Origin of the sequence: Aquisalimonas asiatica (assembly GCF_900110585.1) — a bacterium.
Classification (GTDB): domain Bacteria; phylum Pseudomonadota; class Gammaproteobacteria; order Nitrococcales; family Aquisalimonadaceae; genus Aquisalimonas; species Aquisalimonas asiatica.
In genome coordinates this window covers 1-20,474 of record NZ_FOEG01000014.1, presented here as the reverse complement: position 1 = coordinate 20,474, position 20,474 = coordinate 1, and the positions used below count along the sequence as shown (strand labels likewise).

General features: G+C 67.2%; 22 protein-coding genes. 10 read left to right on the top strand and 12 right to left on the bottom strand.

The genetic code is table 11. The features are described from left to right. Positions 1 to 3: 3 nt before the first annotated feature. A complete protein-coding gene (locus BMZ02_RS17815; RefSeq protein WP_139209262.1) occupies positions 4 to 2,367 on the top strand; it encodes a spermidine synthase family protein in 2,364 nt (787 codons plus the stop codon). A 49-nt stretch (positions 2,368 to 2,416) separates the two neighbouring features. Here BMZ02_RS17815 and BMZ02_RS17810 read toward each other — a convergent pair whose 3' ends face one another. Next, entirely contained in the window at positions 2,417 to 2,920 is a 504-nt protein-coding gene (locus tag BMZ02_RS17810; protein WP_091646325.1) for a hypothetical protein, read from the bottom strand. Positions 2,921 to 3,070: 150 nt separating this feature from the next. Between BMZ02_RS17810 and BMZ02_RS17805 the strand changes: the two genes are divergently transcribed. Beyond that, positions 3,071 to 3,994 carry a DMT family transporter gene (locus tag BMZ02_RS17805; RefSeq protein ID WP_091646323.1) on the top strand — a complete coding sequence of 308 codons (924 nt, stop codon included), beginning with the start codon at positions 3,071 to 3,073 and terminating at the stop codon, positions 3,992 to 3,994. Between the two features lie 104 nt (positions 3,995 to 4,098). Here BMZ02_RS17805 and rplS read toward each other — a convergent pair whose 3' ends face one another. The 5 genes from rplS to BMZ02_RS17780 form a co-directional block, all read right to left on the bottom strand. Further along, positions 4,099 to 4,452, bottom strand: coding sequence for a 50S ribosomal protein L19 (gene rplS / locus BMZ02_RS17800; protein WP_091646321.1), 354 nt, complete (start codon positions 4,450 to 4,452; stop codon positions 4,099 to 4,101). 20 nt (positions 4,453 to 4,472) lie between these two features. After that, positions 4,473 to 5,234 carry a tRNA (guanosine(37)-N1)-methyltransferase TrmD gene (trmD, locus tag BMZ02_RS17795; protein WP_091646319.1) on the bottom strand — a complete coding sequence of 254 codons (762 nt, stop codon included), beginning with the start codon at positions 5,232 to 5,234 and terminating at the stop codon, positions 4,473 to 4,475. 21 nt (positions 5,235 to 5,255) lie between these two features. Beyond that, positions 5,256 to 5,771 carry a ribosome maturation factor RimM gene (rimM, locus tag BMZ02_RS17790; protein WP_091646318.1) on the bottom strand — a complete coding sequence of 172 codons (516 nt, stop codon included), beginning with the start codon at positions 5,769 to 5,771 and terminating at the stop codon, positions 5,256 to 5,258. 29 nt (positions 5,772 to 5,800) lie between these two features. Continuing rightward, positions 5,801 to 6,067: a 30S ribosomal protein S16 gene (gene rpsP / locus BMZ02_RS17785; RefSeq protein WP_091646316.1), complete on the bottom strand. Its 267-nt coding sequence runs from the start codon at positions 6,065 to 6,067 to the stop codon at positions 5,801 to 5,803. Between the two features lie 124 nt (positions 6,068 to 6,191). Next, positions 6,192 to 7,214: a M20/M25/M40 family metallo-hydrolase gene (locus BMZ02_RS17780; protein ID WP_171909983.1), complete on the bottom strand. Its 1,023-nt coding sequence runs from the start codon at positions 7,212 to 7,214 to the stop codon at positions 6,192 to 6,194. A 96-nt stretch (positions 7,215 to 7,310) separates the two neighbouring features. On the opposite strand from BMZ02_RS17780, the gene nthA reads away from it, so the two are divergent. Genes nthA through BMZ02_RS17760 form a run of 4 tightly spaced genes read left to right on the top strand, consistent with a single transcriptional unit; the run spans position 7,311 to position 9,511 of the window. Further along, positions 7,311 to 7,946 (top strand): nitrile hydratase subunit alpha, encoded by a 636-nt coding sequence (nthA, locus tag BMZ02_RS17775; RefSeq protein WP_091646410.1) that lies wholly within the window; start codon positions 7,311 to 7,313, stop codon positions 7,944 to 7,946. After that, positions 7,943 to 8,593: a nitrile hydratase subunit beta gene (gene nthB / locus BMZ02_RS17770; protein ID WP_091646312.1), complete on the top strand. Its 651-nt coding sequence runs from the start codon at positions 7,943 to 7,945 to the stop codon at positions 8,591 to 8,593. The genes nthA and nthB overlap by 4 nt, the downstream gene beginning before the upstream one ends. After that, positions 8,583 to 8,960: a nitrile hydratase accessory protein gene (locus tag BMZ02_RS17765; protein WP_091646310.1), complete on the top strand. Its 378-nt coding sequence runs from the start codon at positions 8,583 to 8,585 to the stop codon at positions 8,958 to 8,960. Before nthB ends, BMZ02_RS17765 begins: the two co-directional genes overlap by 11 nt. After that, the gene (locus tag BMZ02_RS17760) at positions 8,957 to 9,511 is read left to right on the top strand and encodes a PaaI family thioesterase (RefSeq protein ID WP_091646308.1); all 555 of its coding nucleotides are present in this window, start codon (positions 8,957 to 8,959) and stop codon (positions 9,509 to 9,511) included. Before BMZ02_RS17765 ends, BMZ02_RS17760 begins: the two co-directional genes overlap by 4 nt. 21 nt (positions 9,512 to 9,532) lie before the next feature. Here the strand turns inward: BMZ02_RS17760 and BMZ02_RS17755 are convergent, their stop codons facing one another. Continuing rightward, positions 9,533 to 10,186 (bottom strand): HAD-IA family hydrolase, encoded by a 654-nt coding sequence (locus tag BMZ02_RS17755; protein WP_091646306.1) that lies wholly within the window; start codon positions 10,184 to 10,186, stop codon positions 9,533 to 9,535. A 135-nt stretch (positions 10,187 to 10,321) separates the two neighbouring features. Between BMZ02_RS17755 and BMZ02_RS17750 the strand changes: the two genes are divergently transcribed. Further along, positions 10,322 to 10,765 (top strand): CBS domain-containing protein, encoded by a 444-nt coding sequence (locus BMZ02_RS17750; protein ID WP_171909982.1) that lies wholly within the window; start codon positions 10,322 to 10,324, stop codon positions 10,763 to 10,765. A 133-nt stretch (positions 10,766 to 10,898) separates the two neighbouring features. Here the strand turns inward: BMZ02_RS17750 and BMZ02_RS17745 are convergent, their stop codons facing one another. The 3 genes from BMZ02_RS17745 to BMZ02_RS17735 all read right to left on the bottom strand — a co-directional run bounded on the left by BMZ02_RS17745 (position 10,899) and on the right by BMZ02_RS17735 (position 14,192). Further along, positions 10,899 to 12,305, bottom strand: coding sequence for a YdgA family protein (locus BMZ02_RS17745; RefSeq protein WP_091646303.1), 1,407 nt, complete (start codon positions 12,303 to 12,305; stop codon positions 10,899 to 10,901). Between the two features lie 123 nt (positions 12,306 to 12,428). Beyond that, the gene (locus BMZ02_RS17740) at positions 12,429 to 13,706 is read right to left on the bottom strand and encodes an O-acetylhomoserine aminocarboxypropyltransferase/cysteine synthase family protein (RefSeq protein ID WP_091646301.1); all 1,278 of its coding nucleotides are present in this window, start codon (positions 13,704 to 13,706) and stop codon (positions 12,429 to 12,431) included. Positions 13,707 to 13,718: 12 nt separating this feature from the next. Next, positions 13,719 to 14,192 carry a CoA-binding protein gene (locus BMZ02_RS17735; RefSeq protein ID WP_091646299.1) on the bottom strand — a complete coding sequence of 158 codons (474 nt, stop codon included), beginning with the start codon at positions 14,190 to 14,192 and terminating at the stop codon, positions 13,719 to 13,721. Positions 14,193 to 14,380: 188 nt separating this feature from the next. Between BMZ02_RS17735 and BMZ02_RS17730 the strand changes: the two genes are divergently transcribed. After that, complete coding sequence (locus BMZ02_RS17730; RefSeq protein WP_091646408.1) at positions 14,381 to 15,169, top strand: enoyl-CoA hydratase; 789 nt, start codon at positions 14,381 to 14,383, stop codon at positions 15,167 to 15,169. A 134-nt stretch (positions 15,170 to 15,303) separates the two neighbouring features. Here BMZ02_RS17730 and BMZ02_RS17725 read toward each other — a convergent pair whose 3' ends face one another. Next, positions 15,304 to 16,089, bottom strand: a complete 786-nt coding sequence (locus tag BMZ02_RS17725) for an enoyl-CoA hydratase-related protein (RefSeq protein WP_171909981.1) — start codon at positions 16,087 to 16,089, stop codon at positions 15,304 to 15,306. Positions 16,090 to 16,225: 136 nt separating this feature from the next. After that, positions 16,226 to 17,437, bottom strand: a complete 1,212-nt coding sequence (locus tag BMZ02_RS17720) for a pyridoxal phosphate-dependent aminotransferase (protein WP_216110932.1) — start codon at positions 17,435 to 17,437, stop codon at positions 16,226 to 16,228. Between the two features lie 225 nt (positions 17,438 to 17,662). On the opposite strand from BMZ02_RS17720, the gene BMZ02_RS17715 reads away from it, so the two are divergent. Continuing rightward, positions 17,663 to 18,694 (top strand): D-2-hydroxyacid dehydrogenase, encoded by a 1,032-nt coding sequence (locus BMZ02_RS17715; RefSeq protein WP_245754076.1) that lies wholly within the window; start codon positions 17,663 to 17,665, stop codon positions 18,692 to 18,694. A 160-nt stretch (positions 18,695 to 18,854) separates the two neighbouring features. Next, positions 18,855 to 20,306: an NAD-dependent succinate-semialdehyde dehydrogenase gene (locus BMZ02_RS17710; protein ID WP_091646296.1), complete on the top strand. Its 1,452-nt coding sequence runs from the start codon at positions 18,855 to 18,857 to the stop codon at positions 20,304 to 20,306. Positions 20,307 to 20,474: the final 168 nt, after the last annotated feature.

The following is a 20,474-nucleotide window of genomic DNA, read 5'->3' as shown; positions in this document are numbered from 1 at the left end:
GCCGTGAGCAGGGCAGTGCCCCTGCTCGCGGGCGTGTTCCTGATCTCGCTGGCCTTTCTCGGCCTGCAGATCACCCTCACGCGGGTACTCTCCGTTGCCCTCTCCCACCACTACGTCTTCGTGGTGGTCTCGCTGGCACTGCTGGGGCTGGGGCTGGGCGGGGTCATGGTCCATCTCCTGCACCGGTACTGGGCCGGCACGCGGGCGGAGCCCACAGTTCTGGCACTGTTCGGCGCCGCGTCGGCCGTGGTCATCGCCATGGCCATCGGCCTGATACTGGCCCTGGCGCAGCGTACCGGTGTGCATGAATACGGCCTCGCGTTCTTCGCCGTGATCCTGCTGCCGTTCCTGGCCGCGGGCCTGTTCTTCGCCGAGCTCTATCGTCGCCACGCGGCCATGAGCGGCCCGCTGTACGGCGCCGATCTGGCCGGTGCCGCCGCCGGCGCGGTTGTTGCGGTGATTGCACTGAACGTCTGGGGCGGGATTGGTGGCAGTTTCGCGCTGGCGGTCATTGCCGCCGCAGGCAGCCTGCTGCTGGCGCGCCAGGCAGAGGCCGGCCGGGCGCTGGCACTGACCGCCTCCGGGGTTGCCCTGGCCGCCACTCTGGGGCTGACCCTGGTCCAGGCCACCGGCGTGATGGGCACCACGCTGCCGGTGGGCAACAACCCGGACAAGGAGATCCACGACGCCATTCACGGGCCGCGCGAGGGGGCGGTGACCGACAGCCGCTGGAGCGCCTTCGGCCGCACGGACCTTATCACCTACGCCCGCACCGATGACCATCGCGACCTCTACATCGACGGCACGGCGGGCACGCCCATGTACCGGTTCACGGGGGATCTGGCCAACCCCGGTGATGCCGTGGAGACGCTGGAACGCGAGTTCCCGGGACGCTTCCCCTTTCTGTTCATGGACGAGGAGCGGCGGGATAACGCCCTGATCATCGGCCCCGGTGGCGGCCGCGACGTACTCCTCGCAGCCCGTGCCGGTTTCGAGTCGATCACTGCGGTGGAGGTCAATCGCGAGCTGCTGGACATCGTCCGCGATCAGGGGGCGTACAACGGCGGGCTGTACACCGACTTCGACCATATCGACGTCCGCCACGGCGAGGGGCGGCATTTCATCAAGCGCAGCGATGACGCCTACGACCTCATCTTCATGAGTCTGCCGGTCACCAACACCAGCCGCAGCCGGGAGGGCTTCGCCCTGACCGAGAACTTCCTGCTCACGGAGCAGGCCGTGGGGGAGTATCTGGATCACCTCAACGAGGGCGGTCAGCTCGTGGTGGTCACCCACGATGAGCTGGCCATTCTGCGGCTGCTGCGCATCACGCTGGATGCCATGGCCGGCCGGGGCATGGACACGCCCGAGGCCATGGAGCACATCTACATTCTCGGCTCGTTCCCCTACCCCGTGTTCGTGGTGGCCGACGAGCCGTTCCCGCCGTCCACGGCCCGACGCATCCTGCGGCAGGCGGCCAACGTGGGCTTCTCCACCAATGCGAGCTATACGCCACACGTGCGCCAACAGGGCGCCATGAACCCGCTGTTGCAGGGCATGGCCCACGGGCAGATGTCGCTGGACGATGCCATGGCGCGGGTCGAGGAGCAGGGGCACAACCTGTCGGCGGTCACGGACAACCGACCGTTCTTCTACCACTTCGAGCCATCGCTGCCCCAGGCCATCCAGTGGCTGTTCTGGGCTGCACTGGGGGCGAGCGCCCTGGTCCTGCTCCACCCGCTGGCCCGTGGCTTCCGCCACCCGTCCGGGGAACGGCGACGCCTGCCTCGGCAGGTGCTGCTGTTTGCAGCCATCGGGCTGGGCTTCATGCTGGTGGAGGTGTCCCTGGTTCAGCGGCTGACGCTGTTCCTGGGCGATCCGGTGCTGTCACTGGCAGTGCTGCTGTTCGCCCTGCTGGTGTTCATGGGGCTGGGGAGTCTCGCCTCGAGCCGCGTGCCACCCACCCGTTTCGGCGCGGCGCTGGCGGTGGCGGCGCTGGCGGTGGTGGCCCTGACGGTCGGGTTCGCCTGGGGGCTGCCCGCGCTGCTGGACTGGCTCATGCCCCTGGAGCTCGCCGGGCGGATCATCGCCAGCGCGCTGCTGCTCGCGCCGCTCTCCTTCGCCCTGGGCTTTCCGTTTCCGCTGGTGGTGCGCTCCATGGACCTCCAGCGCTACGGCGGCGCGGTGCCCTGGATGTGGGCGATCAACGGCGTGTTCTCCGTCCTCGGCGCGGTCACCGCGGTAGTCATCGCGATGACGGTCGGCCTCAGCGAGGTACTGCTGGCCGGGGCGGTCTGCTATGGTCTCGTGCTGGTGCTGACCCTGCACCCCGATGGCCGGCCCCGTGCATTCAGCATGCGGCGGTGACGCGGGGATCACGCCGTCGGCGCTACCCCGGCCACCACCATCACACGCCTCAGTAGCCGCTCAGGTCCGGGTCCTGCTCCAGCGCCTCCACGGCGGCTTCGGCGAAATAGGAGTACTGAAGCGCATGCTGCGCAATACAGTAATCGTGAGAGGCACTACCGGGGGACTGACGCAGCACCTGCGTACACAACTGCGACAGACGCTCGTGCAGCTCTTTGGCGCCGCGGGCGCGGGTATCGTCGTCCACCGCGGCAATGTGCTCCCGGAACTCCTCCGCCTGGCGCTCGCCCTGCTCGCGCAGACAGGCCGCATGGTCATCGTCGGACGCATCTTCACACGCCGCTTCGAAACGTGCGCGCATGCTCGCCAGGTTGTCTTCGAAGGAATCGCGCTCCTCGGCCATGCAGTCTTCATGGTCCGGGGCGCCCTTGCCGGCACCAGCCAGCCCACAGGTGCCTTCCAGGTAATCACGGAGCTTCTCGCCATCCTCCGCCGTGGCGGCCAGAGGCATGCAGGCCAGGGTGAACAGTATCAGGCCGAGAGTACGTCTCATGGGCGGTCTCTCCTCGCTTGTCGTTATGGGGCCGATCCATTTGGCCAGGGGTTATAACAGTGTTTCCGGAGCAGGCATGATAACCCATTCGCGGCCGGCACGGCCCGCCATCGAACCTATCGCTTCCCCGAAAATGAACACAGGCAGCCAATGAACCGCGGACTTCTTGAGCAGGCACTGAAAGGCGCACCGGTGGTCTTCCTGCTGATGTGGGCCAGCGGTTTCGTCTTCGCTGCCATGGCGCTGCCGCATACCGACCCCATGACACTGCTGGCGCTGCGCTATGCGCTGGTGGTGGCGGTGCTGCTGCCGCTCTATTTCCTGCTGCGACCGGCGCTGCCGAAGACCCCGCTGGAATGGCTGCACGTGGCGGTGGTCGGCCTGTGTATCCAGGTGTTCTTCTTCGGTGGCGTGTACATGGCGTTGGAGTACGGCCTGTCGGCAGGAGCCGTGGCGCTGATCGCCTCCCTGCACCCCATCGTGGTCGGCTTCCTGGCGGCACCGCTGGTTGGGGAGCGGGTGAATCTGCAGGGCTGGATCGGACTGATCCTGGGGCTTCTGGGCGCCGGGATCGTGATCACCTCCCGCATGGCCGTGGAGGCGACCTCGCTGATCAGCATCGCGTTCGCGGTGTGCTCGCTGCTGGCCATGACCTCCGCCACCCTGTACGAGAAACGCTTCGGCGTGGCGCAGCATCCGGTCAGTGCCAATATCGTTCAGTGCGGGATCGGCTTTCTGGTGCTGATGCCCATTGCCTGGGCGCTGGAGCCCCTGCGGGTGGACTGGACCGGCGAATTCATCATTGCCATCACCTACCTGGTCGTGGGCAACTCACTGATCGCGGTCACACTACTGCTGGCAATGGTGCGACGGGGCCTGGCATCCCGGGTCTCGGCGCTGTTCTTCCTGGTCCCGCCGGTGTCCGCCGTCATTGCCTGGCTGGTGCTGGGCGAGGTCATGCCCCTTGCCGCCTGGGGCGGAATCCTGCTGGCGGCGGTGGGGGTGGCGCTCATCAGCGAGCCGGGCCAGCAGGCCCGGCGTGCACTCACGGCGCGCCTGCGCACCGGATCCTGAAACCCCGCGCCCGGGCGACACCCCTGAACACACGAAAACCCGCCGCTGCGCGTGCAGCCGGCGGGTTTTCGAGGATCCTGCTTGAGCAGCGGGTCGGGGGCCGCTCAGACCTTTTCGCGGATACGGGCGGCCTTGCCGCTGAGCTCGCGCAGATAGTACAGCTTGGCGCGGCGCACATCACCGCGACGCTTGACCTTGATGCTCTCGATCAGCGGGCTGTAGGTCTGGAAGACACGCTCCACGCCCGTGCCGTGGGAGGTCTTGCGCACGGTGAACGCCGAATCCAGGCCGCGGTTGCGCTTGGCAATGACCACGCCTTCGAAGGGCTGCAGCCGCTCGCGGTTGCCTTCCCGGACGCGCACCTGCACCAGCACGGTATCACCCGGGGCAAACTCAGGCACATCGCGGCCCAGCGCCTCGATCTGTTCCTTGTTGAGCTCGTCAATGATGTTGGTCATGCCGTTATCCTCTGCCGGTGTCAGACCGGCTTGTCCCGGTCGTCGGTTCGATATTCATCGATAAATTCCCGCAGCAGCCTGCGGCTGTCTGCGTCCAGTTCCTGCCCCGCCAGCAGGTCGGGCCGACGCAGCCATGTCCGGCCCAGCGCCTGCTTCCGCCGCCAGCGGGCGATGGCCTGATGATCTCCGCCGAGTAGCACCGGCGGCACAGCCTGGCCATCCATGTTCTCCGGGCGGGTGTAGTGCGGATAATCCAGCACCCCCGCTGCAAACGAGTCCTCCGCCGCGGAGTCCTCGTGGCCCAGTGCGCCGGGCAACAGCCGGCTCACTGCGTCGATAACCGTCATGGCGGGGAGCTCCCCGCCACTGAGGACGAAATCTCCGATGGAGAGTTCTTCGTCCACCTCCGCGTCCAGCAACCGCTCGTCGACGCCCTCGTAACGGCTGCAGAGCAGAATCATCCGCTCCCGCGATGCCAGCTCCGCCACCTTCGACTGATCCAGCCGACGCCCCTGGGGGCTGAGATGGATCACGCCGGCCGGCGCTTCGCCGTCCTGCCGCGCGCGGCGAATGGTCGTGCGCAGCGGCTCGATTTTCATGACCATGCCCGGGCCGCCGCCGTAGGATCGGTCGTCCACGGTGCGGTGGCGATCCGTGGCATCGGCCCGCGGATCCCAGGTCACCAGCTGCAGCAGGCCCCGATCGGCCGCGCGCCCCGTGACCCCATACTGAGCAACCGCCTCGACCAGTTGCGGGAACAGCGTGATGACGTCAACGCGCATGCTCCCTCCGCCGACCGGCGCTCAGAAGTCGGAATCCCAGTCGACCTCGATCACGCCAGCGTCGAGATCGACGCGGTGAACGAATTGATCCAGCACCATGGGGATCAGTCGTTCACGCTCTCCACGGACAACGAGCACATCGTTGGCCCCGGTCGCCATCAGGTGCGACACGGTACCGAAATCGACACCCTCACGGTTGTAGACCCGCAGCCCCTGGAGGTCGAACCAGTAATACTCACCTTCCTGCAGCGGCGGCAGCTCCGCACGGGGCAGCGCAATGTCGGACCCCATCAGGGCACGCGCCTGATCCCGGTCGTCACACCCTTCCAGGCGTGCCACCACCGATTTGCCCTGGCGGCGGCCTTCCTCGACCCTGAGGCGGCGCCACCCTCCCTCGGCGGGAAGGTGCCAGTGGCTGTACTGCAAAATGTTCTCGCGCGGATCAGTGTAGGAGTAGATCCGTACCCAACCGCTCACGCCGAAAATCCCGGAGACTCGCCCCAGGACGATCAGCCGGGTGTCGTCGTCATCCGCCACGGCGACTCACCCCTTGACCAGGCAGCCGCTCAGGCGCTGACCTGCTGCTCCTTGCGGGCCTTCTTGATCAGCTGGTTCACGCGCTCGGACGGGCGTGCACCCTGCTCGATCCAGTGGTCCACGCGCTCCAGGTTCAGGCGCAGCGGATTCTCGGCTTCCTGACCACGGGCCACGGGGTTGTAGAAGCCCAGACGCTCGATGAACCGGCCATCCCGCGCCTCACGGCTGTCGGTGACAACCACGTAGTAGAAGGGGCTCTTCTTGGCGCCGCCACGTGCCAGACGAATGGTAACCATGTATTGACTATCCCTCAGAACTGTCCGGAATGCGGGAGACCCGCTGCTTCGGTGAATCGCGCATTGTACTGAATTTCATGCGCATGTGAAGGGGTGACATTGGGTAACATGCGCTTTCCCGGCGTTATTCCCCGTCCGGTGTCCCCAGCGCCTCGACAACGCCACGCAGGCCGATGGCAACACGGGCGAGGCGATCATAATCCAGGCGCTCCGGCGTGTCTCCCCGGCGATGGTACTGTGGATCCCGGAACGGCAGGGTATCGGTGACCAGAAAGGCCGCATGGCCTGCATCCCAGAACGGACGGTGATCCGACCAGCCGATGCCGGGGACAATGGCGGGCAGCGCCGCACCCTCGGAAGGGATGGTGGCATCACGACGGAACGCGCCGACGGCCTGGCGCACGAGATTGGCATCGCGCGTGCGGGTGACGAAGCCGATGAAGTCGCCACGCTCCGGGTAGAACCACCGGATCCAGTCGTAGGGATAGTGCTGGCTACCGGGCTCGGTGCTGTAGTAGCCCAGCCCGTCGAGCGCCATCATGGCGGCAATGGCGTCGCCGGTTTCGTCAGCATCGCGCACGTAGGCCTCGCTGCCCATGTCACGGGTCTGGTGGAAGGGCTGCTCCTCGTTGGCGAAGGCGATGAAGCGCACTGTACGCGCTTGCGGGTTTTCCCGGGTCCACGCGGCCAGCGCCAGAAGCACGGCAACCCCGGAGGCATTATCGTTGGCTCCGGGCGATCCCGGCACCGTGTCGTAGTGGGCACCAACGATCACCACCTCGTCTGCCGCGCGGGTGCCCGGCACCTCGGCGACCACATTGACGGCGCGCTCCCCGGCCCAGCGTCCCCCCTGCAACACGTAGACATGCCGCTCCGGCGTCACACCCATTGCACCGAGGCGCTGCTCCAGCCAGTCCACGGTCGCCGCCATGGAACCGTCCGTGTGCATGTTGCGCTCGCCGATCTCCTCGGCCAGCGCGCGCACGTCGGCCTCCAGCACCGACGCCAGGGCGGACGTCTCGCCATCGGGCGCCGCCAGTGGGCCACGGACACTCTCTCCGGGCATCCAGGTGCTCCACAGCACGGCGCCGGTGGACACCGTTGCCACCAGCACAACCAACAGGACTACCCGCCACCAGCCTGTCACCCGCCTCACTCCTGTCCGCCGTCGCTGAAACAGCGTTATGGAAACCGCGCCAGGCGCGTTATTGTCATGGTAATGACGGTAACCCGGGATCGTCCCATGAGCCACGACCACGATCACGACCATGACCACAGCCACGTCCCGCCGGACCCGGCGCTGCGGGTCCAGGCGCTGGAGTCGCTGCTCACGCGCAAGGGGCTGGTGGATCCCGGCGCGCTCGAGGCCATCATCGAGACCTATTCCAACGATGTGGGGCCGCGCAACGGCGCACGCGTCGTGGCCCGCTCCTGGGTGGACCCCGGGTATCGGCAGTGGCTGCTGGACGACGCCACCGCCGCCATTGCTCACCTGGGCTACCAGGGGCGCCAGGGCGAACACATGGTGGCGGTGGAGAATACCGACCGCGTTCACAACCTGGTGGTGTGCACGCTGTGCTCCTGCTACCCGTGGACGGTGCTGGGCATCCCGCCCACCTGGTACAAGTCGGAGGCCTACCGGGCGCGGGCGGTCCGTGAACCCCGGGCCGTGCTGCGGGAGTTCGGCCTGGACCTGGATGACAGCGTCGATATCCGCCTGTGGGACAGCACCGCCGAGATCCGTTACCTGGTCATCCCGCAGCGCCCCGCCGGGACCGACGACTGGAGCGAAGAGGCGCTGGCGGACCTGGTCACCCGTGACGCCATGGTCGGCGCCGGCCGCGCGCTGACGCCGGACACCGCAGGAGGTGATGCATGAACGGCGCACACGACCTGGGTGGCATGCACGGCTTCGGCGCCGTGCCGGACGTCCACGACACCCACGCTCACCCGGACTGGTACAACCGCGCCATGGCGATGACGGTGGTCATGGCTGCCTGGGGCCGCTGGAACATCGACGCCAGCCGCCGCGCCCGGGAAGACATGCACCCGGCGCGTTACCTGGGCTACGGCTACTACGAGCGCTGGATCGACGCCCTGGAGCGGCTCATGGTGGAAGCCGGCCTGGTCACCGAGGCGGAGCTGCGCACCGGGGAGCCCGCCGGAGAGCCGCTCACGCCGCCGGTGGACGCTGCCGGCGCCCGCACCATGCTGCGCCGCGGCGGCCCGACGGAGCGGGACATCGACACACAGCCCCGGTTCCGGGTGGGCGACCAGGTGGTCACCACCAACGAACACCCGCGGGGGCACACCCGGCTGCCCCGCTACGCCCGCGGCCGTGAGGGCATCATCCTGCGCCACCACGGCGGCCACGTGCTGCCCGACACCAACGCCCACTTCCAGGGCGAGAACCCCGACCACCTCTACACGGTGCAGTTCCGGGCGCGGGATCTGTGGGGCTCCGAAGCAACCGACGGCGATACCGTGATGCTCGACCTGTGGGAGACCTACCTCCATGCACAGTGACGATCAGCCTCCGTTCGAAGCGCCCTGGCAGGCACAGGCGTTCGCCATGACCGTCCACCTGAACGAGTGCGGCCTGTTCACCTGGAGCGAGTGGGCGGACGCCCTGGCCACGGAACGCAAACGCTCCGCGGACGCCGGCATCGCCGACGCGCCGGACCAGTACTACCTGGACTGGCTGCGGGCCCTGGAGGGCCTGCTCAGCCGCCAGGGCGCCGCTGCCGCCGAAGACCTGGCGGCGTTCCGCGACGCCTGGGTCGCCGCCTATGAAACCACGCCCCATGGCCATCCCGTCCACCTGGAGAAGGGGTTCGAGGCGCTCGGGAAATCCGCGCCCGAGACATCCACCCGAGGCAGATCATCACCATGACGACAACCGATCACAGCGATCCGGCCGCCATCCGCGCGCGCTGGGAAGAAGAAGCGGAAACGGTTCGCCGGCGCCTGCGCCAGGCGAGCACCAACAGCCTGGCCACCATCGGCCAGTACTCCGGCCTGGAGTTCCTGCAGGCCATGTTCAACGGCGAACTCCCCCACCCGCCCATCGGTGAGACGCTGAACTTTCTCCCCATTCTGGCCGAGGAAGGCCGGGTGGTTTTCCAGGGCACGCCGCAGGCAGCTCACTACAACCCGATCAGTTCCGTTCACGGCGGTTGGGCGGCGACGCTGCTGGACTCCTGCGTGGGCTGCGCCGTTCAGTCCACCCTGCCCCGGGGCAGGGGCTATACGACGCTGGAGCTGAAGGTGAACTACGTCCGCGCCCTCACCCCCGACACCGGCCCGGTACGCGCCGAAGGCAAGGTCATTCACGTGGGTGGCCGGGTGGCGACCGCGGAGGGGCGTCTCACGGACCCGGCCGGGAAGCTCTACGCCCACGCCTCCACCACCTGCATGGTCATGGAGCTGCCACAGGGCGACTGACCCCGTGGCGGCAGTGCCCGCTCAGGGCTGCGGCAGCAGATCCAGCGCCAGCACCTCGCCCAGCTCGCGCAGGGCGTCGTGCGGGCGCACAACCTTGATGGTGGTCATGCCGAGGTGGCGGGCCGGCTTGAGGTTTACCCCCAGATCGTCCAGGTAGACCACCTCCTCCGGGCGCACGCCAACCAGGTCACAGGTGTGCTGGTAGATGCGCGGGTCCGGTTTGCGCAGGCCGAGCTTCGATGACTCCACCACGTGTTCAAACCGGTCCATGACGGCCTCGATCTCCGCCGCCCGCTCGGCGGTGGTCTGCATGCCGCGCCCCTCGCCGGCGCTGACGTTGTTGGTGATGCACGCAACGCGGTAGCTCTGCTGCACCCGCGCCAGCGCCGCGACCATCTCCGGGCGCAGCTCACCGGCAAGCAGTGCAATGACGTCCCGCCCCGGGACCGTGTGCCCGGCGGCGCGGGACTCCTCGGCAAACGCCGCGTCGAACGCATCCAGACTCAGTTCGCTGCGCTCGAACCGCGCCCAGGCGTTGTGATCCGGATTGGTGGCGTTGATCGTGCGGAGAAAATCCCGGGGCAACCCGTGCCGCTCTTCATACCGGCGGAAATTCTCGAAGGGGCTGGTGGTAAAGACACCGCCGAAATCCCAGAATACGGCCTTGATGGTCATGCCTGCCTTCTCATCGTGGTCGCGGAGAGAGGAGGCATTATTGGGGTGGTGCCGCCGTGCTGCAACAGGTCACCACGCCGGCCGCTCTGCGCTATGCTTTCAGTGAGCGGCCTTTCAGCCCAGAAGGAGAGATTCATGGAAACGTTGCTCGGCGCCATCATCAAGGACAAGCACGACGCGCTCTACACCGTCGCGCCCGAGGCCACGGTCAAGGACGCCGTCAAGGCCATGACGGAAACCAATGTGGGCTGCATCCTGGTGATGAACCAGGGGCACCTGGAGGGCCTGTTCACGGAACGTGATCTCATGAAACGGGTGGTGCATCAGGGGCTCGACCCCACCACCACGCCCGTGCGCGACGTCATGACCACCGAGATCGCCGTTGCCACGCCGAAGATGACCGTGGGTGAAGCCATGGCACTGTGTACGCACAAGCGCCTGCGCCACCTGCCCGTCTACGAGGACAACACCACCCTGCTCGGCATCGTCTCGGCCGGTGACCTCACCAAGTGGGCGATACAGGATCAGGAGCACACGATCGACGACCTGACCCGCTACATCTACGGCGAGCGGGCCTGATCGGGGCCGCGAGGCGGCCATCGACACGCGCTTCCCCCCGGGCGCAGGCGCTTACCCACGGCCCGGGCGCCAAGAGCGGTACATCACCGGCGACCGGGAGGGGTTCACCCTTGAACCGGTCGCTTCACGGTGACTACGGGGCCAGCAGCCCCCATACCGGGCCATAGTTCTTGCCGTTGACGAGGACCAGCCCGTCCTCGATCAGGACATGCCCCTGCAGATCCTGGCCGTCCAGCTGGAACAGGCCGCCGGATACCATCTCGTTCACCCGCTCACTGGCGAGCTGGTTTGCCCGCTCGTCAACGGCCTCTTCGGAGAGGCTCTGACCGCGCATGAGCATGTCGGATGCCAGATCCTGGCGCACGTAGGCACGCACGCTGCGGTGGACGGCTTCCCGGGACGCGTTCACCTGCACTTCCGCGAACAGGCCATCAACCGCGGCCAGGGGGTTCTCCAGCGAGGGCGCCCGCCCATCCCAGGTGACTCGGGCGCTGGCCTGGACCGGCCCTTCCGGCATGGCGACGGAGAGCTCCTCGATCACGAGTTCCGGCTCGCGCTCCAGCAACTGCGGAAGCAGGGCGAACAAGCGCATGCCCATCGTGTAATCGTCGATGTGTCCCATTTCCAGCTGATCGGTCAGCTCGACCACTTGTTCCAGGGCCTCCTGATCGATGCGGTACAGAGCGGCCTTGAGACGGGACTCCTCGATCCGGTAGCCGTCGGCGACCATAGCGTGCATGGTCGCGTCCAGGGTGATATCGAAGGCGCCGTCATCGATCCCGGCCCAGGAGGCGACACGCACCCCCTCGATCTCCGCGTCATCGACGCCCACCGTGTCGATCTCCAGAACCGAGTCGCCGGTCCAGACGACCGCACCCAGATCCTCCGGTTCGGAATGAAAACGCACACCCTGGGCCGACCAGGTGGTGCCGAGCTCGGTCACGGCGAGGCGATCGAAGTTCATGTCGATCTCGCCACCGACCATGTCCGCGTCCATCCTGAAGGTGCCATTGAGCCCCGAGAAGCTGAACGCGGCGTCGTCACCCTCCACATCCCACCCGGGGGTCGCGAACGTCGTACGGCTGGCGCCATCGAAACCGACGCGCGTCTCGGCCGTCATGACGGTCGGATCATCCGCAAACATGGGCAGGGATTCGCCGATCTGCTCCGCCACCTCGACGCGGCTCGCGACAAAGGCGGCGCCGGGCACCCCACCACTCCCGGACGGGATCGGCCCGTGGCTGATGCGATCATGGAAGACCAGCACCGGCGCCTGGCGCACCCCGAACTCCCACTCCATGAAGGACGCGAACTCGTCGGCCACCGGCCCGATGAACTCCACCTCCACCCGCGAGGTGGCCCCGAAGAAGCCACGGTCGTACTCGCTGCTGCGCACGCGCACCTGCGCCTCGCCCTCGAGGGCCTCCAGCGCGCGCGCATGGTGACGCTCCGCTACCGCGCCGGTCCACACCGGCCCTGCGCCGAGTCCCACGGCGACAACGACAGCCGCCAGCCCACATCCGATCAGTAAACGTTTCATGACTACACCTTCCCTGTTTTGCGGTGACGTCCGTGATGGCACTGCCCGCCGCCAGGCGTCGGGCTCCCGTTAAGAACGGGACGTATCGTGCCGCAGAACGCCGGCCAGCGCCAGTCCGATCGGTCAGGCGCGCAGCGCCTGGTCGATGTCCCAGAGGATGTCGTCAGCGGTTTCGATGCCCACGGACAGGCGGATCATGTCCGGGCTGACACCCGCCGTGCGCTGCTGCTCCTCGTCCATCTGCCGGTGCGTGGTGGACGCCGGGTGGATTACCAGAGTCTTGGCGTCGCCGACGTTGGCGAGATGGCTGAGGAACTGGCAGCTCTCGATGAACCGCACCCCGGCCTCGTGTCCGCCCTTCACGCCAAAAGTGAGAATGGAGCCGGCCCCGCGCGGCAGATACTTCTGCGCCAGGTGGTGGTAGGGGTTGTCCGCCAGGCCCGCGAATTTCACCCAGCTCACCTGGGGGTGCTCCTGCAGGAAGCGCGCGACCTTCATGGCGTTCTCGCAGTGGCGTTCCATGCGCAGCGCCAGCGTCTCGACACCCTGGATCAGCAGGAAGGCGTTCATGGGCGAGAGCGTCGCCCCGAGCGTGCGCAGGGTCTCCACGCGGCACTTGGTGATGAAGGCGAAATCGCCGAACGTCTCGTAGAACCGGACGCCGTGGTAGCCCTCGGAGGGCTCGACCATCTGCGGGAAGTTGCCGTTGTCCCAGGGGAATTTGCCCGACTCGACGATCACGCCGCCCAGCGTGGTGCCGTGGCCGCCGATGAACTTGGTGGCGGAGTGCACCACGATATCGGCGCCGTGCTCGATGGGCCGGCACAGGTGCGGGCTGGCGAGGGTGTTGTCCACCACCAGGGGGATGCCCGCGTCGTGGGCGATGGCCGCCACCGCCTCGATGTCCAGTACGTTGCCCAGCGGATTGCCGATGGTCTCGGCGTACACGCATTTGGTGCGCGGCGTGATGGCCTGGCGGAAGTTCTCCGGGTCGTCCGGGTCGACGAAGTGGACGGTAATGCCCATCTTGCGGAAGGTGACATTGAACTGGCTGAACGTGCCGCCGTAGAGCGTGCGCGCGGCGACGATCTCGTCACCCTGTTCGCAAAGAGTCAGCAGGGCCGTCATCTGCGCGCTCATGCCCGAGGCCACCGCCAGACAGGCGCGACCACCCTCCAGCGCCGCGATGCGCTCCTCCAGCACCGCGGTGGTGGGGTTGTTCATGCGGCCGTAGATATTGCCGAACGTCTGCAGGTTGAACAGGCTCGCGGCGTGGTCGGTGCTGTCGAACACGTAGGATGTGGTCTGGTAGATGGGTACGGCCCGGGCGCCGGTGGCCGCATCGGGGATATGCCCGGCGTGCAGGCACAGGGTCTCGAAACCGAACTCGCGATCACTCATTGCTTGAACACTCTAGAAAGGGACGTTGAGCTGGCGCTTGGCGGAGATCACTCCGGTATTCACACCCATCCAGTTCAGGCCGCCGAACAGCCGGCCGTACTCGATCTTCATGCAGCGGTCCATGACCACCTCGAGCCCCGCCTCCCGGGCCCTGGCCGCGGCGGCCTCGTGCACCACGCCAATCTGCATCCAGATCACCTTGGCGCCGACGGCAATGGCGTCATCCACCAGGGCCGGCACCTCCTCCGGGCGGCGGAAGATGTCCACCACGTCCACCGGCCCGGGAATGCTGCGCAGGTCCGGGTAGCTGGTGCAGCCCAGGACCTCCGGGTACGCGGGGTTCACCGGGATCACGTTGTAGCCATGGTCCAGCAGGTACTTGGCCGCGAAATAGCTCGGGCGATACCAGTTCGCCGACAGGCCGACCACCGCGACATTGCGGTAATCGGCGAGAATGCGTCGCAAGCGGCTGATCTCGTCCGCCATTGGAAACCCTCATCACGTAGCAAGATGTGGCGATGGATTCTGGCCCAGTCCCGGAACGCTGTCATCTCCCGAACCGGACCCGATGGACTCCACCCGCGTCGATCACGGTGTTACGCTCATGTGTACGTGAGTTGGGTACACCAATGCAACTCCGGCCGGCCGCCGGACGTTGCGGCATGGAGGATGTCATGAGCCAGCCCGCACCTGAAAAGACCTCCCCGATCCGCGTCACCCACGATGGCGCTGTGGCCCGGGTCGCCTTCGACGAACCGGAGCGATACAACCCGTTGCGCGGCGACGTCATTGATGCGCTGCATGGCGCGCTGGACGTGATCGCCGAGGATGACACCGTGCGCGTGGTCATTCTGGAGGCCGAGGGCAAGGCATTCTGCGCCGGGCACGACCTCCGGGAAGTGCGCGGCATGGACGACCGCGAGGCGCACCGGGAGCTGTTCGACCGCTGTAGCGCGTTCATGCAGCGGGTGGTCAACCTGCCCCAGCCGGTGATTGCCCGTGTCCAGGGCATCGCCACCGCCGCGGGCTGTCAGCTGGTGGCCACCGCAGACCTGGCGGTGGCGGGTCGCTCCGCGCGCTTTGCCACCTCCGGCATCAACCTGGGGCTGTTCTGCAGCACGCCCGCCGTGGCGGTCAGCCGCGTCGTGCCACGCAAGGCGGCGCTGGAGATGCTGTTCACCGGCGATTTCGTGGATGCCGACGAAGCCCGGCGCATCGGGCTGGTGAACCACGTGGTGGACGACGACGCGCTGGCTGACACCACGGACGAACTGGCCGCGAAGATCGCCGCGAAGCCGCCGGAAGCGATCCAGGCGGGCAAGGCGCTATTCTACCGTCAGTCCAGCGCGGACCTGGCGGACGCGTACGCCGACGCCTCCCGAACCATGGCGTGCAACATGGATACGGATGCCGCGCGGGAAGGCGTGGACGCGTTCCTGGAGAAGCGCAAGCCGCGGTGGTAGGCGGAGCGAGCACACAAGATGGTGGACGTGAACGTCCACCCTACGCCTTGACGCCGATAGGTGCTTGAATCCGGCGTAGGGTGGACCTTCAGGTCCACCATCTCAAACCCGAACGCCGCGCCACCCGGACTCCGTCAACTGAAGCGGCTGAAATCCGGCTGCCGCTTCTCGAAAAACGCCGCCACGGCCTCCTGATGCTCCTCCGAGACCAGACCCGCGGCGAACGCCTCGCCCTCTGCGGCAATCACCTCCCGCAACCGGTCGGTATAGGCCGCGCTGTTGATCAGCCGCTTGGTCGCGCGCAACGCCTGCGGCGGCAGTGCGGCCAGGGCCTGCGCCTTGGCACGCGCCGTCTCATCCAGCTCCGCATCGGCGCAGCTCAGGGAGACAATGCCGAGCTCCCGGGCCCGTTCCCGATCAAAAGGCTCGCCCAGCAACAGGGTGTGGCTGGCGCGCACCCGCCCCGCCAGGAGCGGCAGTACGTAGGAGGAGGCAAACTCCGGCACCAGTCCCAGCCGCGTGAACGGCAACGCGAACGACGCCGTCTCGCTGGCGGCAACCACGTCGCAATGCAGCAGCAGCGTGGTGCCAATGCCGACGGCATGACCACGCACTGCGGCCACCACCGGCTTGTCGAAGTCGACCATGTCATCGATCAGCTTCATGGCCGGCGCCTTCTCGCCACTGGCCACCCGCTCGGCGGCCTTCGGGCCGAAGTCCTGCAGGTCATTGCCGGCCGTGAAATGCTCACCCTCGGCGTTGAGCAGCACGGCGCGCACGTCGCCGTCGCGGCGCGCGTCGGCCATGGTCTCGCGGATGGCGTCGTACATCTCGCCGGTGAGCGCGTTGCGCTTGTCGGCGCGGTTGAGGGTGATGGTCAGGACGCCGTCCTGGCGGTCGGTGACGATGGCACTGGTCATTGGGTTCCCCCGGAGTGTGTTGAAAAACGGTGTCCGTACTATAGCGTATGGGAGCGGCCACAAAAGACAACCTCCGCTCCCGGTAGCCGGGGCGGAGGTTGGCGCCGGCGACATCACGCCCCGAACGGGGCGTGTGTCAGAAGTCCTGCTTGGCCAGCCAGGGCACCATGCGCTCGAAGGCTTCCTCGATCTTGTCCAGCGAGGTGGAGTAGCTGATCCGCAGCGAATTGCTGCAGTGCTCGCCGAAGGCATCGCCCGGCACGGTGCACACGCCGGTCTCCTGCAGCATCCGCAGACAGACCTGATCGGCGTTGGCCCCGTGGGGCAGCGACGGGAAGAGATAGAACGCCCCCTGGGGCCAGTAGCCCGTGAGATGCGGCGTCTCGCTCACCAGCTGCACCACACGGTCCCGCCGCTGCGCGTACTCCTGCACCATCTCGTCGATACAGGAGCGGTCTCCCTTGAGGGCGGCGATACCGGCCCACTGGGCCGGTGTGTTCGCCACAGTCGTGGTGAACATGTGGTAACGGCGCAGCTTCTTGATCGCCCCCTGACTGGAGATGATCCAGCCGATGCGCAGACCGGCCATGCTGAACGTCTTGGAGAAGCTGCTCGCCACCATGACGTTGTCCAGGTCCACGGCGTGGCGCAGCACGCTGGGATACTCCATGTCGTCCAGCAGGAGGTGATCGTAGACCTCGTCGCTGAAGACGTAGACACCGCGGTAGGCCGCCTCCTGGCAGATGGCGTCGATGGTCTCCGCCGGGTAGACGGTGCCGGTGGGGTTGCTCGGCGAATTGAGCACGATGCCGTAGGTGCGCATGCCGATGTTGTCGATCACCTCCTGGGGATCGAGCTGATGCCCGTGCTCCGCCCGCGTCGGGATGTACTTCACTTCACCGCCGTTCATGCGGATCAGCGGCGCGTACAGCAGGAACGTGGGGTCCGTGACCAGGAACTGCCGCCCGGGCGCAGACGTCGCCGTAAGTGCGAGGTAGATCGCCTCCGTGGCACCGGCGGTAATCAGGATGTTGTCTTCGGTAATGGTGCGGCCGTAGCGCTGGCTGTAGTACTCCGCCAGGGCGGTGAGCAGCTCGGGCAGGCCGGCATCCATGGTGTAGCCGGTATAGCCCTCCTCCAGCGCCTCGATGTAGGCGTCGACGATGTGCCGCGGCGTGGGGAAGTTGGGCTGGCCGATGGACAGATGGATGACATCCTCCATGCTCGCGGCCAGGTTGACCATCTTGCGTATGCCCGCGACGGGAATCGCACGCAGCGCCGGGGCCCAGCTGGCGTCGCGAACATCGTCCAGGTCCTGTGCTTCGGTATCGATCGGATTGACTGCCATGGTTCCTCCGCGTTGACAGCTGATATGACCACTGGGCCCTTGATGGGAACAATCCCCGGTCAGCACGGGCGCTGCGGGCGGATACGGCCGGTCCCCATCCGGCGAGACTATGCCTGTGCAAGCTGGCGGGTCAAGCACCCTGAAACAGGCGTGTGACGGGGCCTGCAAAGCGTTCGGTTGACGCTTCTCCACCCCCTGTATAACGTCGCCGGGAGAACAGCGCCAATGGACCACGACGTCTGCATGCGCTGGACACCCGCGTTTCAATCGGAGCTCACCATGGATCAGCCGGTCATCGCCGTCCTCACCGCGGAAGACGAATCCCTCCCCCCCGGGCTGGATGGCATGGCGGACCAGGCCCGGCTGCTGCTTGCCAACAACCGTGAGAGCCTGGAGCATGCGCTGCCCCAGGCGGACATTCTGCTGGTCACGGATTTCCGCACCGAGATGCTGGCCGAGTGCTGGCACCTGGCAACCCGACTGCGCTGGATCCACGCCACCAGTGCCGGGGTGGATGCGCTGATGTTTCCGGAACTGCAGGCGAGCAGCATCCCCATCACCAACGCCCGGGGGATCTTCGACCGGCCCATTGCCGAGTTCGTGCTCGGCCTGGTGCTGGCCTTCGCCAAGGACCTGCCGGCCTCCGTGCGCTACCAGGATCAGCACCGCTGGCAGCACCGCGACACCGAGACGGTCAACGGCAAGCGCGCGCTGATCATCGGCGCCGGCTCCATCGGCCGCCAGATCGGCCGGCTCCTGGCCGGCGTAGGCATGCAGGTGGACGCGGTTGCCCGCTCGGCCCGGGAGGACGACCCCGACTTCGGTCGTGTCCACGCCCATGACACCCTGCTCCAGGAACTCCCCGGGGCCGATTTCGTCGTGGTGGCGGCCCCGCTGACGGACGACACCCGCGGCCTGTTCAGCAACGAGGCGTTCGCCGCCATGAACCCCCGCGCCCGCTTCATCAACATCGGCCGCGGCCCCATCGTCGACACCGATGCGCTGGTGGAGGCACTGCGCACCGGCGCCATTGCCGGCGCCGGACTGGACGTCTTCGAGGAGGAGCCCCTGCCGGCGGACCACCCCCTGTGGGCGTTCCCGCAGGCGATTCTCTCCGCCCACATGGCCGGGGACGTGGTCGGCTGGCGCGAGGCGCTGACCGAGCAGTTCCTGGCGAACTTCCGGCGCTGGCAGGCAGGCGAAGCACTGCACAATGTGGTCGACAAGGAGCGCGGTTACGTGCCGCCCGTGCAGTAAACGATCACGGGGGTTGCTGGACGTAACACGATTATCCATTCAACATGACTGAATACCCGCGTCTCGGGGCGGCCCGGTGGCGATTGCCCACCCGGCTCCGCGGCCACGGCCGGACAGCCATCCCGTGACGCCGAATCCACGGAACACCAAGGGGGACAGCATGCTCGAATCGCCATTGCTCAAGAACTGCCGGGGCTACATCAACGGCCAGTGGCTGGACGCCGACAGCGGTAAGACCCTGACCGTTTACAACCCCGTGGACGGGGCGGCGCTGGGGCATGTGCCGGGGATGGGCCCCGAAGAGACCACCCGCGCCGTGGAGGCCGCACGCGAGGCGCTCAAGACCCCGGCCAGCATCGCCGAGCGCCGGCGCTGGCTCGAGAACATCGTCAAGGCACTGGAAGCGAACCGCGAGGAGCTGGGCCGCATCCTGTGCATGGAACACGGCAAGCCCTGGAAAGAGGCCCAGGGCGAAGTGGACTACGCGGCGGGCTTCTTCCGCTACTGCGCGGAGAACCTCGACGCCCTGGCGCCGCGGGAACTGGCCGAGAAGCCGCGCAACTGCAGCTGGACGGTCCACTACCGCCCCGCCGGCGTGGTGGCGCTGGTAACACCCTGGAACTTCCCCATCGGCATGATCGCCAAGAAGCTATCGGCGGCCATCGCCGCGGACTGCCCGAGCGTCATCAAGCCGTCGTCGAAGACGCCCCTGACCATGGTGGCGTTGTTCACCCTGCTGGACGAGGCGCTGGACATGCCGCCCGGCAAGGTGAACCTGGTTACCGGCTCGGCCGGGCCGATCGGCGATACCCTGTGCGATCACCCGGACGTGCGTGTGCTCAGCTTCACCGGCTCCACGGAGGTCGGGCGCGAGCTGATCGGGCGCAGTGCGCCGCAGGTGAAGAAGCTCACCCTGGAGCTGGGCGGCAATGCGCCGTTCATCGTGTTCGAGGACGCGGACCTGGATGCCGCCGCCGATAACCTGATCGGCAACAAGTTCCGTGGCGGCGGCCAGACGTGCGTGTGCGCCAACCGGGTCATGGTGCAGGAAAGCGTGGCCGAGGACTTCGCCGAGCGGGTGAAGCAGCGCGCCGAGAAGCTGAAGGTGGGCGACGGCATGGAGCCGGACACCGACATCGGCCCGCTGATCGACCGCAACGGCTACGAAAAGGTCCGCCGCCACCTGACCGACGCACTGGACAAGGGCGCAAAATCCATTCTCGGCGACGTGCCCCCTTCGCTCGAGAACGATTGGGCCGGTTTCTTCCCGCCGGCCATCGTGCTCGGCGTGACCGCGCAGATGGCGTGCTGGAAGGAGGAGACCTTCGGACCGCTGGTGCCGGTGGCCACGTTCAGTGATGAGGCCCAGGCCATCGAGATGGCCAACCAGACCGAGTTCGGGCTGGCGTCCTACCTGTTCACCGCCGACAATGATCGGGCCCAGCGCGTCATCGCCGGCCTGGAATTCGCCCACGTGGGCCACAACACCGGCACCGGCCCGGCGCCGGAAGCGCCGTTCGGCGGCATGAAGCAGTCCGGCTACGGCCGCGAGGGCGGCCTGGAAGGGCTGTTCGAGTTCATCGAGCCGCAGACCGTGCCACGCGGCGCGTAACGGCCGTCGCCGACCAACCCCGCAAGCCGGCGGCAGGGCCTTGACGGCCCTGCCGCAGCGCTCTCACAGCCTGTCCAGCCACTGCAGCCAACGCAACCAGCCGCGCGGTCGCCAGACCGTCTCCAGCGCCTGTGTCTCCGGGTCGAACCGGTAGACGTTGATGCCGCC

Excerpts from the sequence above, each read along its gene's own strand:
- BMZ02_RS17810 (WP_091646325.1), bottom strand. The coding sequence starts at position 2,920 with ATGAGACGTACTCTCGGCCTGATACTGTTCACCCTGGCCTGCATGCCT.
- BMZ02_RS17805 (WP_091646323.1), top strand. The coding sequence starts at position 3,071 with ATGAACCGCGGACTTCTTGAGCAGGCACTGAAAGGCGCACCGGTGGTC.
- rplS (WP_091646321.1), bottom strand. The coding sequence starts at position 4,452 with ATGACCAACATCATTGACGAGCTCAACAAGGAACAGATCGAGGCGCTG.
- trmD (WP_091646319.1), bottom strand. The coding sequence starts at position 5,234 with ATGCGCGTTGACGTCATCACGCTGTTCCCGCAACTGGTCGAGGCGGTT.
- rpsP (WP_091646316.1), bottom strand. The coding sequence starts at position 6,067 with ATGGTTACCATTCGTCTGGCACGTGGCGGCGCCAAGAAGAGCCCCTTC.
- nthA (WP_091646410.1), top strand. The coding sequence starts at position 7,311 with ATGAGCCACGACCACGATCACGACCATGACCACAGCCACGTCCCGCCG.
- nthB (WP_091646312.1), top strand. The coding sequence starts at position 7,943 with ATGAACGGCGCACACGACCTGGGTGGCATGCACGGCTTCGGCGCCGTG.
- BMZ02_RS17765 (WP_091646310.1), top strand. The coding sequence starts at position 8,583 with ATGCACAGTGACGATCAGCCTCCGTTCGAAGCGCCCTGGCAGGCACAG.
- BMZ02_RS17760 (WP_091646308.1), top strand. The coding sequence starts at position 8,957 with ATGACGACAACCGATCACAGCGATCCGGCCGCCATCCGCGCGCGCTGG.
- BMZ02_RS17755 (WP_091646306.1), bottom strand. The coding sequence starts at position 10,186 with ATGACCATCAAGGCCGTATTCTGGGATTTCGGCGGTGTCTTTACCACC.
- BMZ02_RS17750 (WP_171909982.1), top strand. The coding sequence starts at position 10,322 with ATGGAAACGTTGCTCGGCGCCATCATCAAGGACAAGCACGACGCGCTC.
- BMZ02_RS17745 (WP_091646303.1), bottom strand. The coding sequence starts at position 12,305 with ATGAAACGTTTACTGATCGGATGTGGGCTGGCGGCTGTCGTTGTCGCC.
- BMZ02_RS17740 (WP_091646301.1), bottom strand. The coding sequence starts at position 13,706 with ATGAGTGATCGCGAGTTCGGTTTCGAGACCCTGTGCCTGCACGCCGGG.
- BMZ02_RS17735 (WP_091646299.1), bottom strand. The coding sequence starts at position 14,192 with ATGGCGGACGAGATCAGCCGCTTGCGACGCATTCTCGCCGATTACCGC.
- BMZ02_RS17730 (WP_091646408.1), top strand. The coding sequence starts at position 14,381 with ATGAGCCAGCCCGCACCTGAAAAGACCTCCCCGATCCGCGTCACCCAC.
- BMZ02_RS17725 (WP_171909981.1), bottom strand. The coding sequence starts at position 16,089 with ATGACCAGTGCCATCGTCACCGACCGCCAGGACGGCGTCCTGACCATC.
- BMZ02_RS17720 (WP_216110932.1), bottom strand. The coding sequence starts at position 17,437 with ATGGCAGTCAATCCGATCGATACCGAAGCACAGGACCTGGACGATGTT.
- BMZ02_RS17715 (WP_245754076.1), top strand. The coding sequence starts at position 17,663 with ATGGACCACGACGTCTGCATGCGCTGGACACCCGCGTTTCAATCGGAG.
- BMZ02_RS17710 (WP_091646296.1), top strand. The coding sequence starts at position 18,855 with ATGCTCGAATCGCCATTGCTCAAGAACTGCCGGGGCTACATCAACGGC.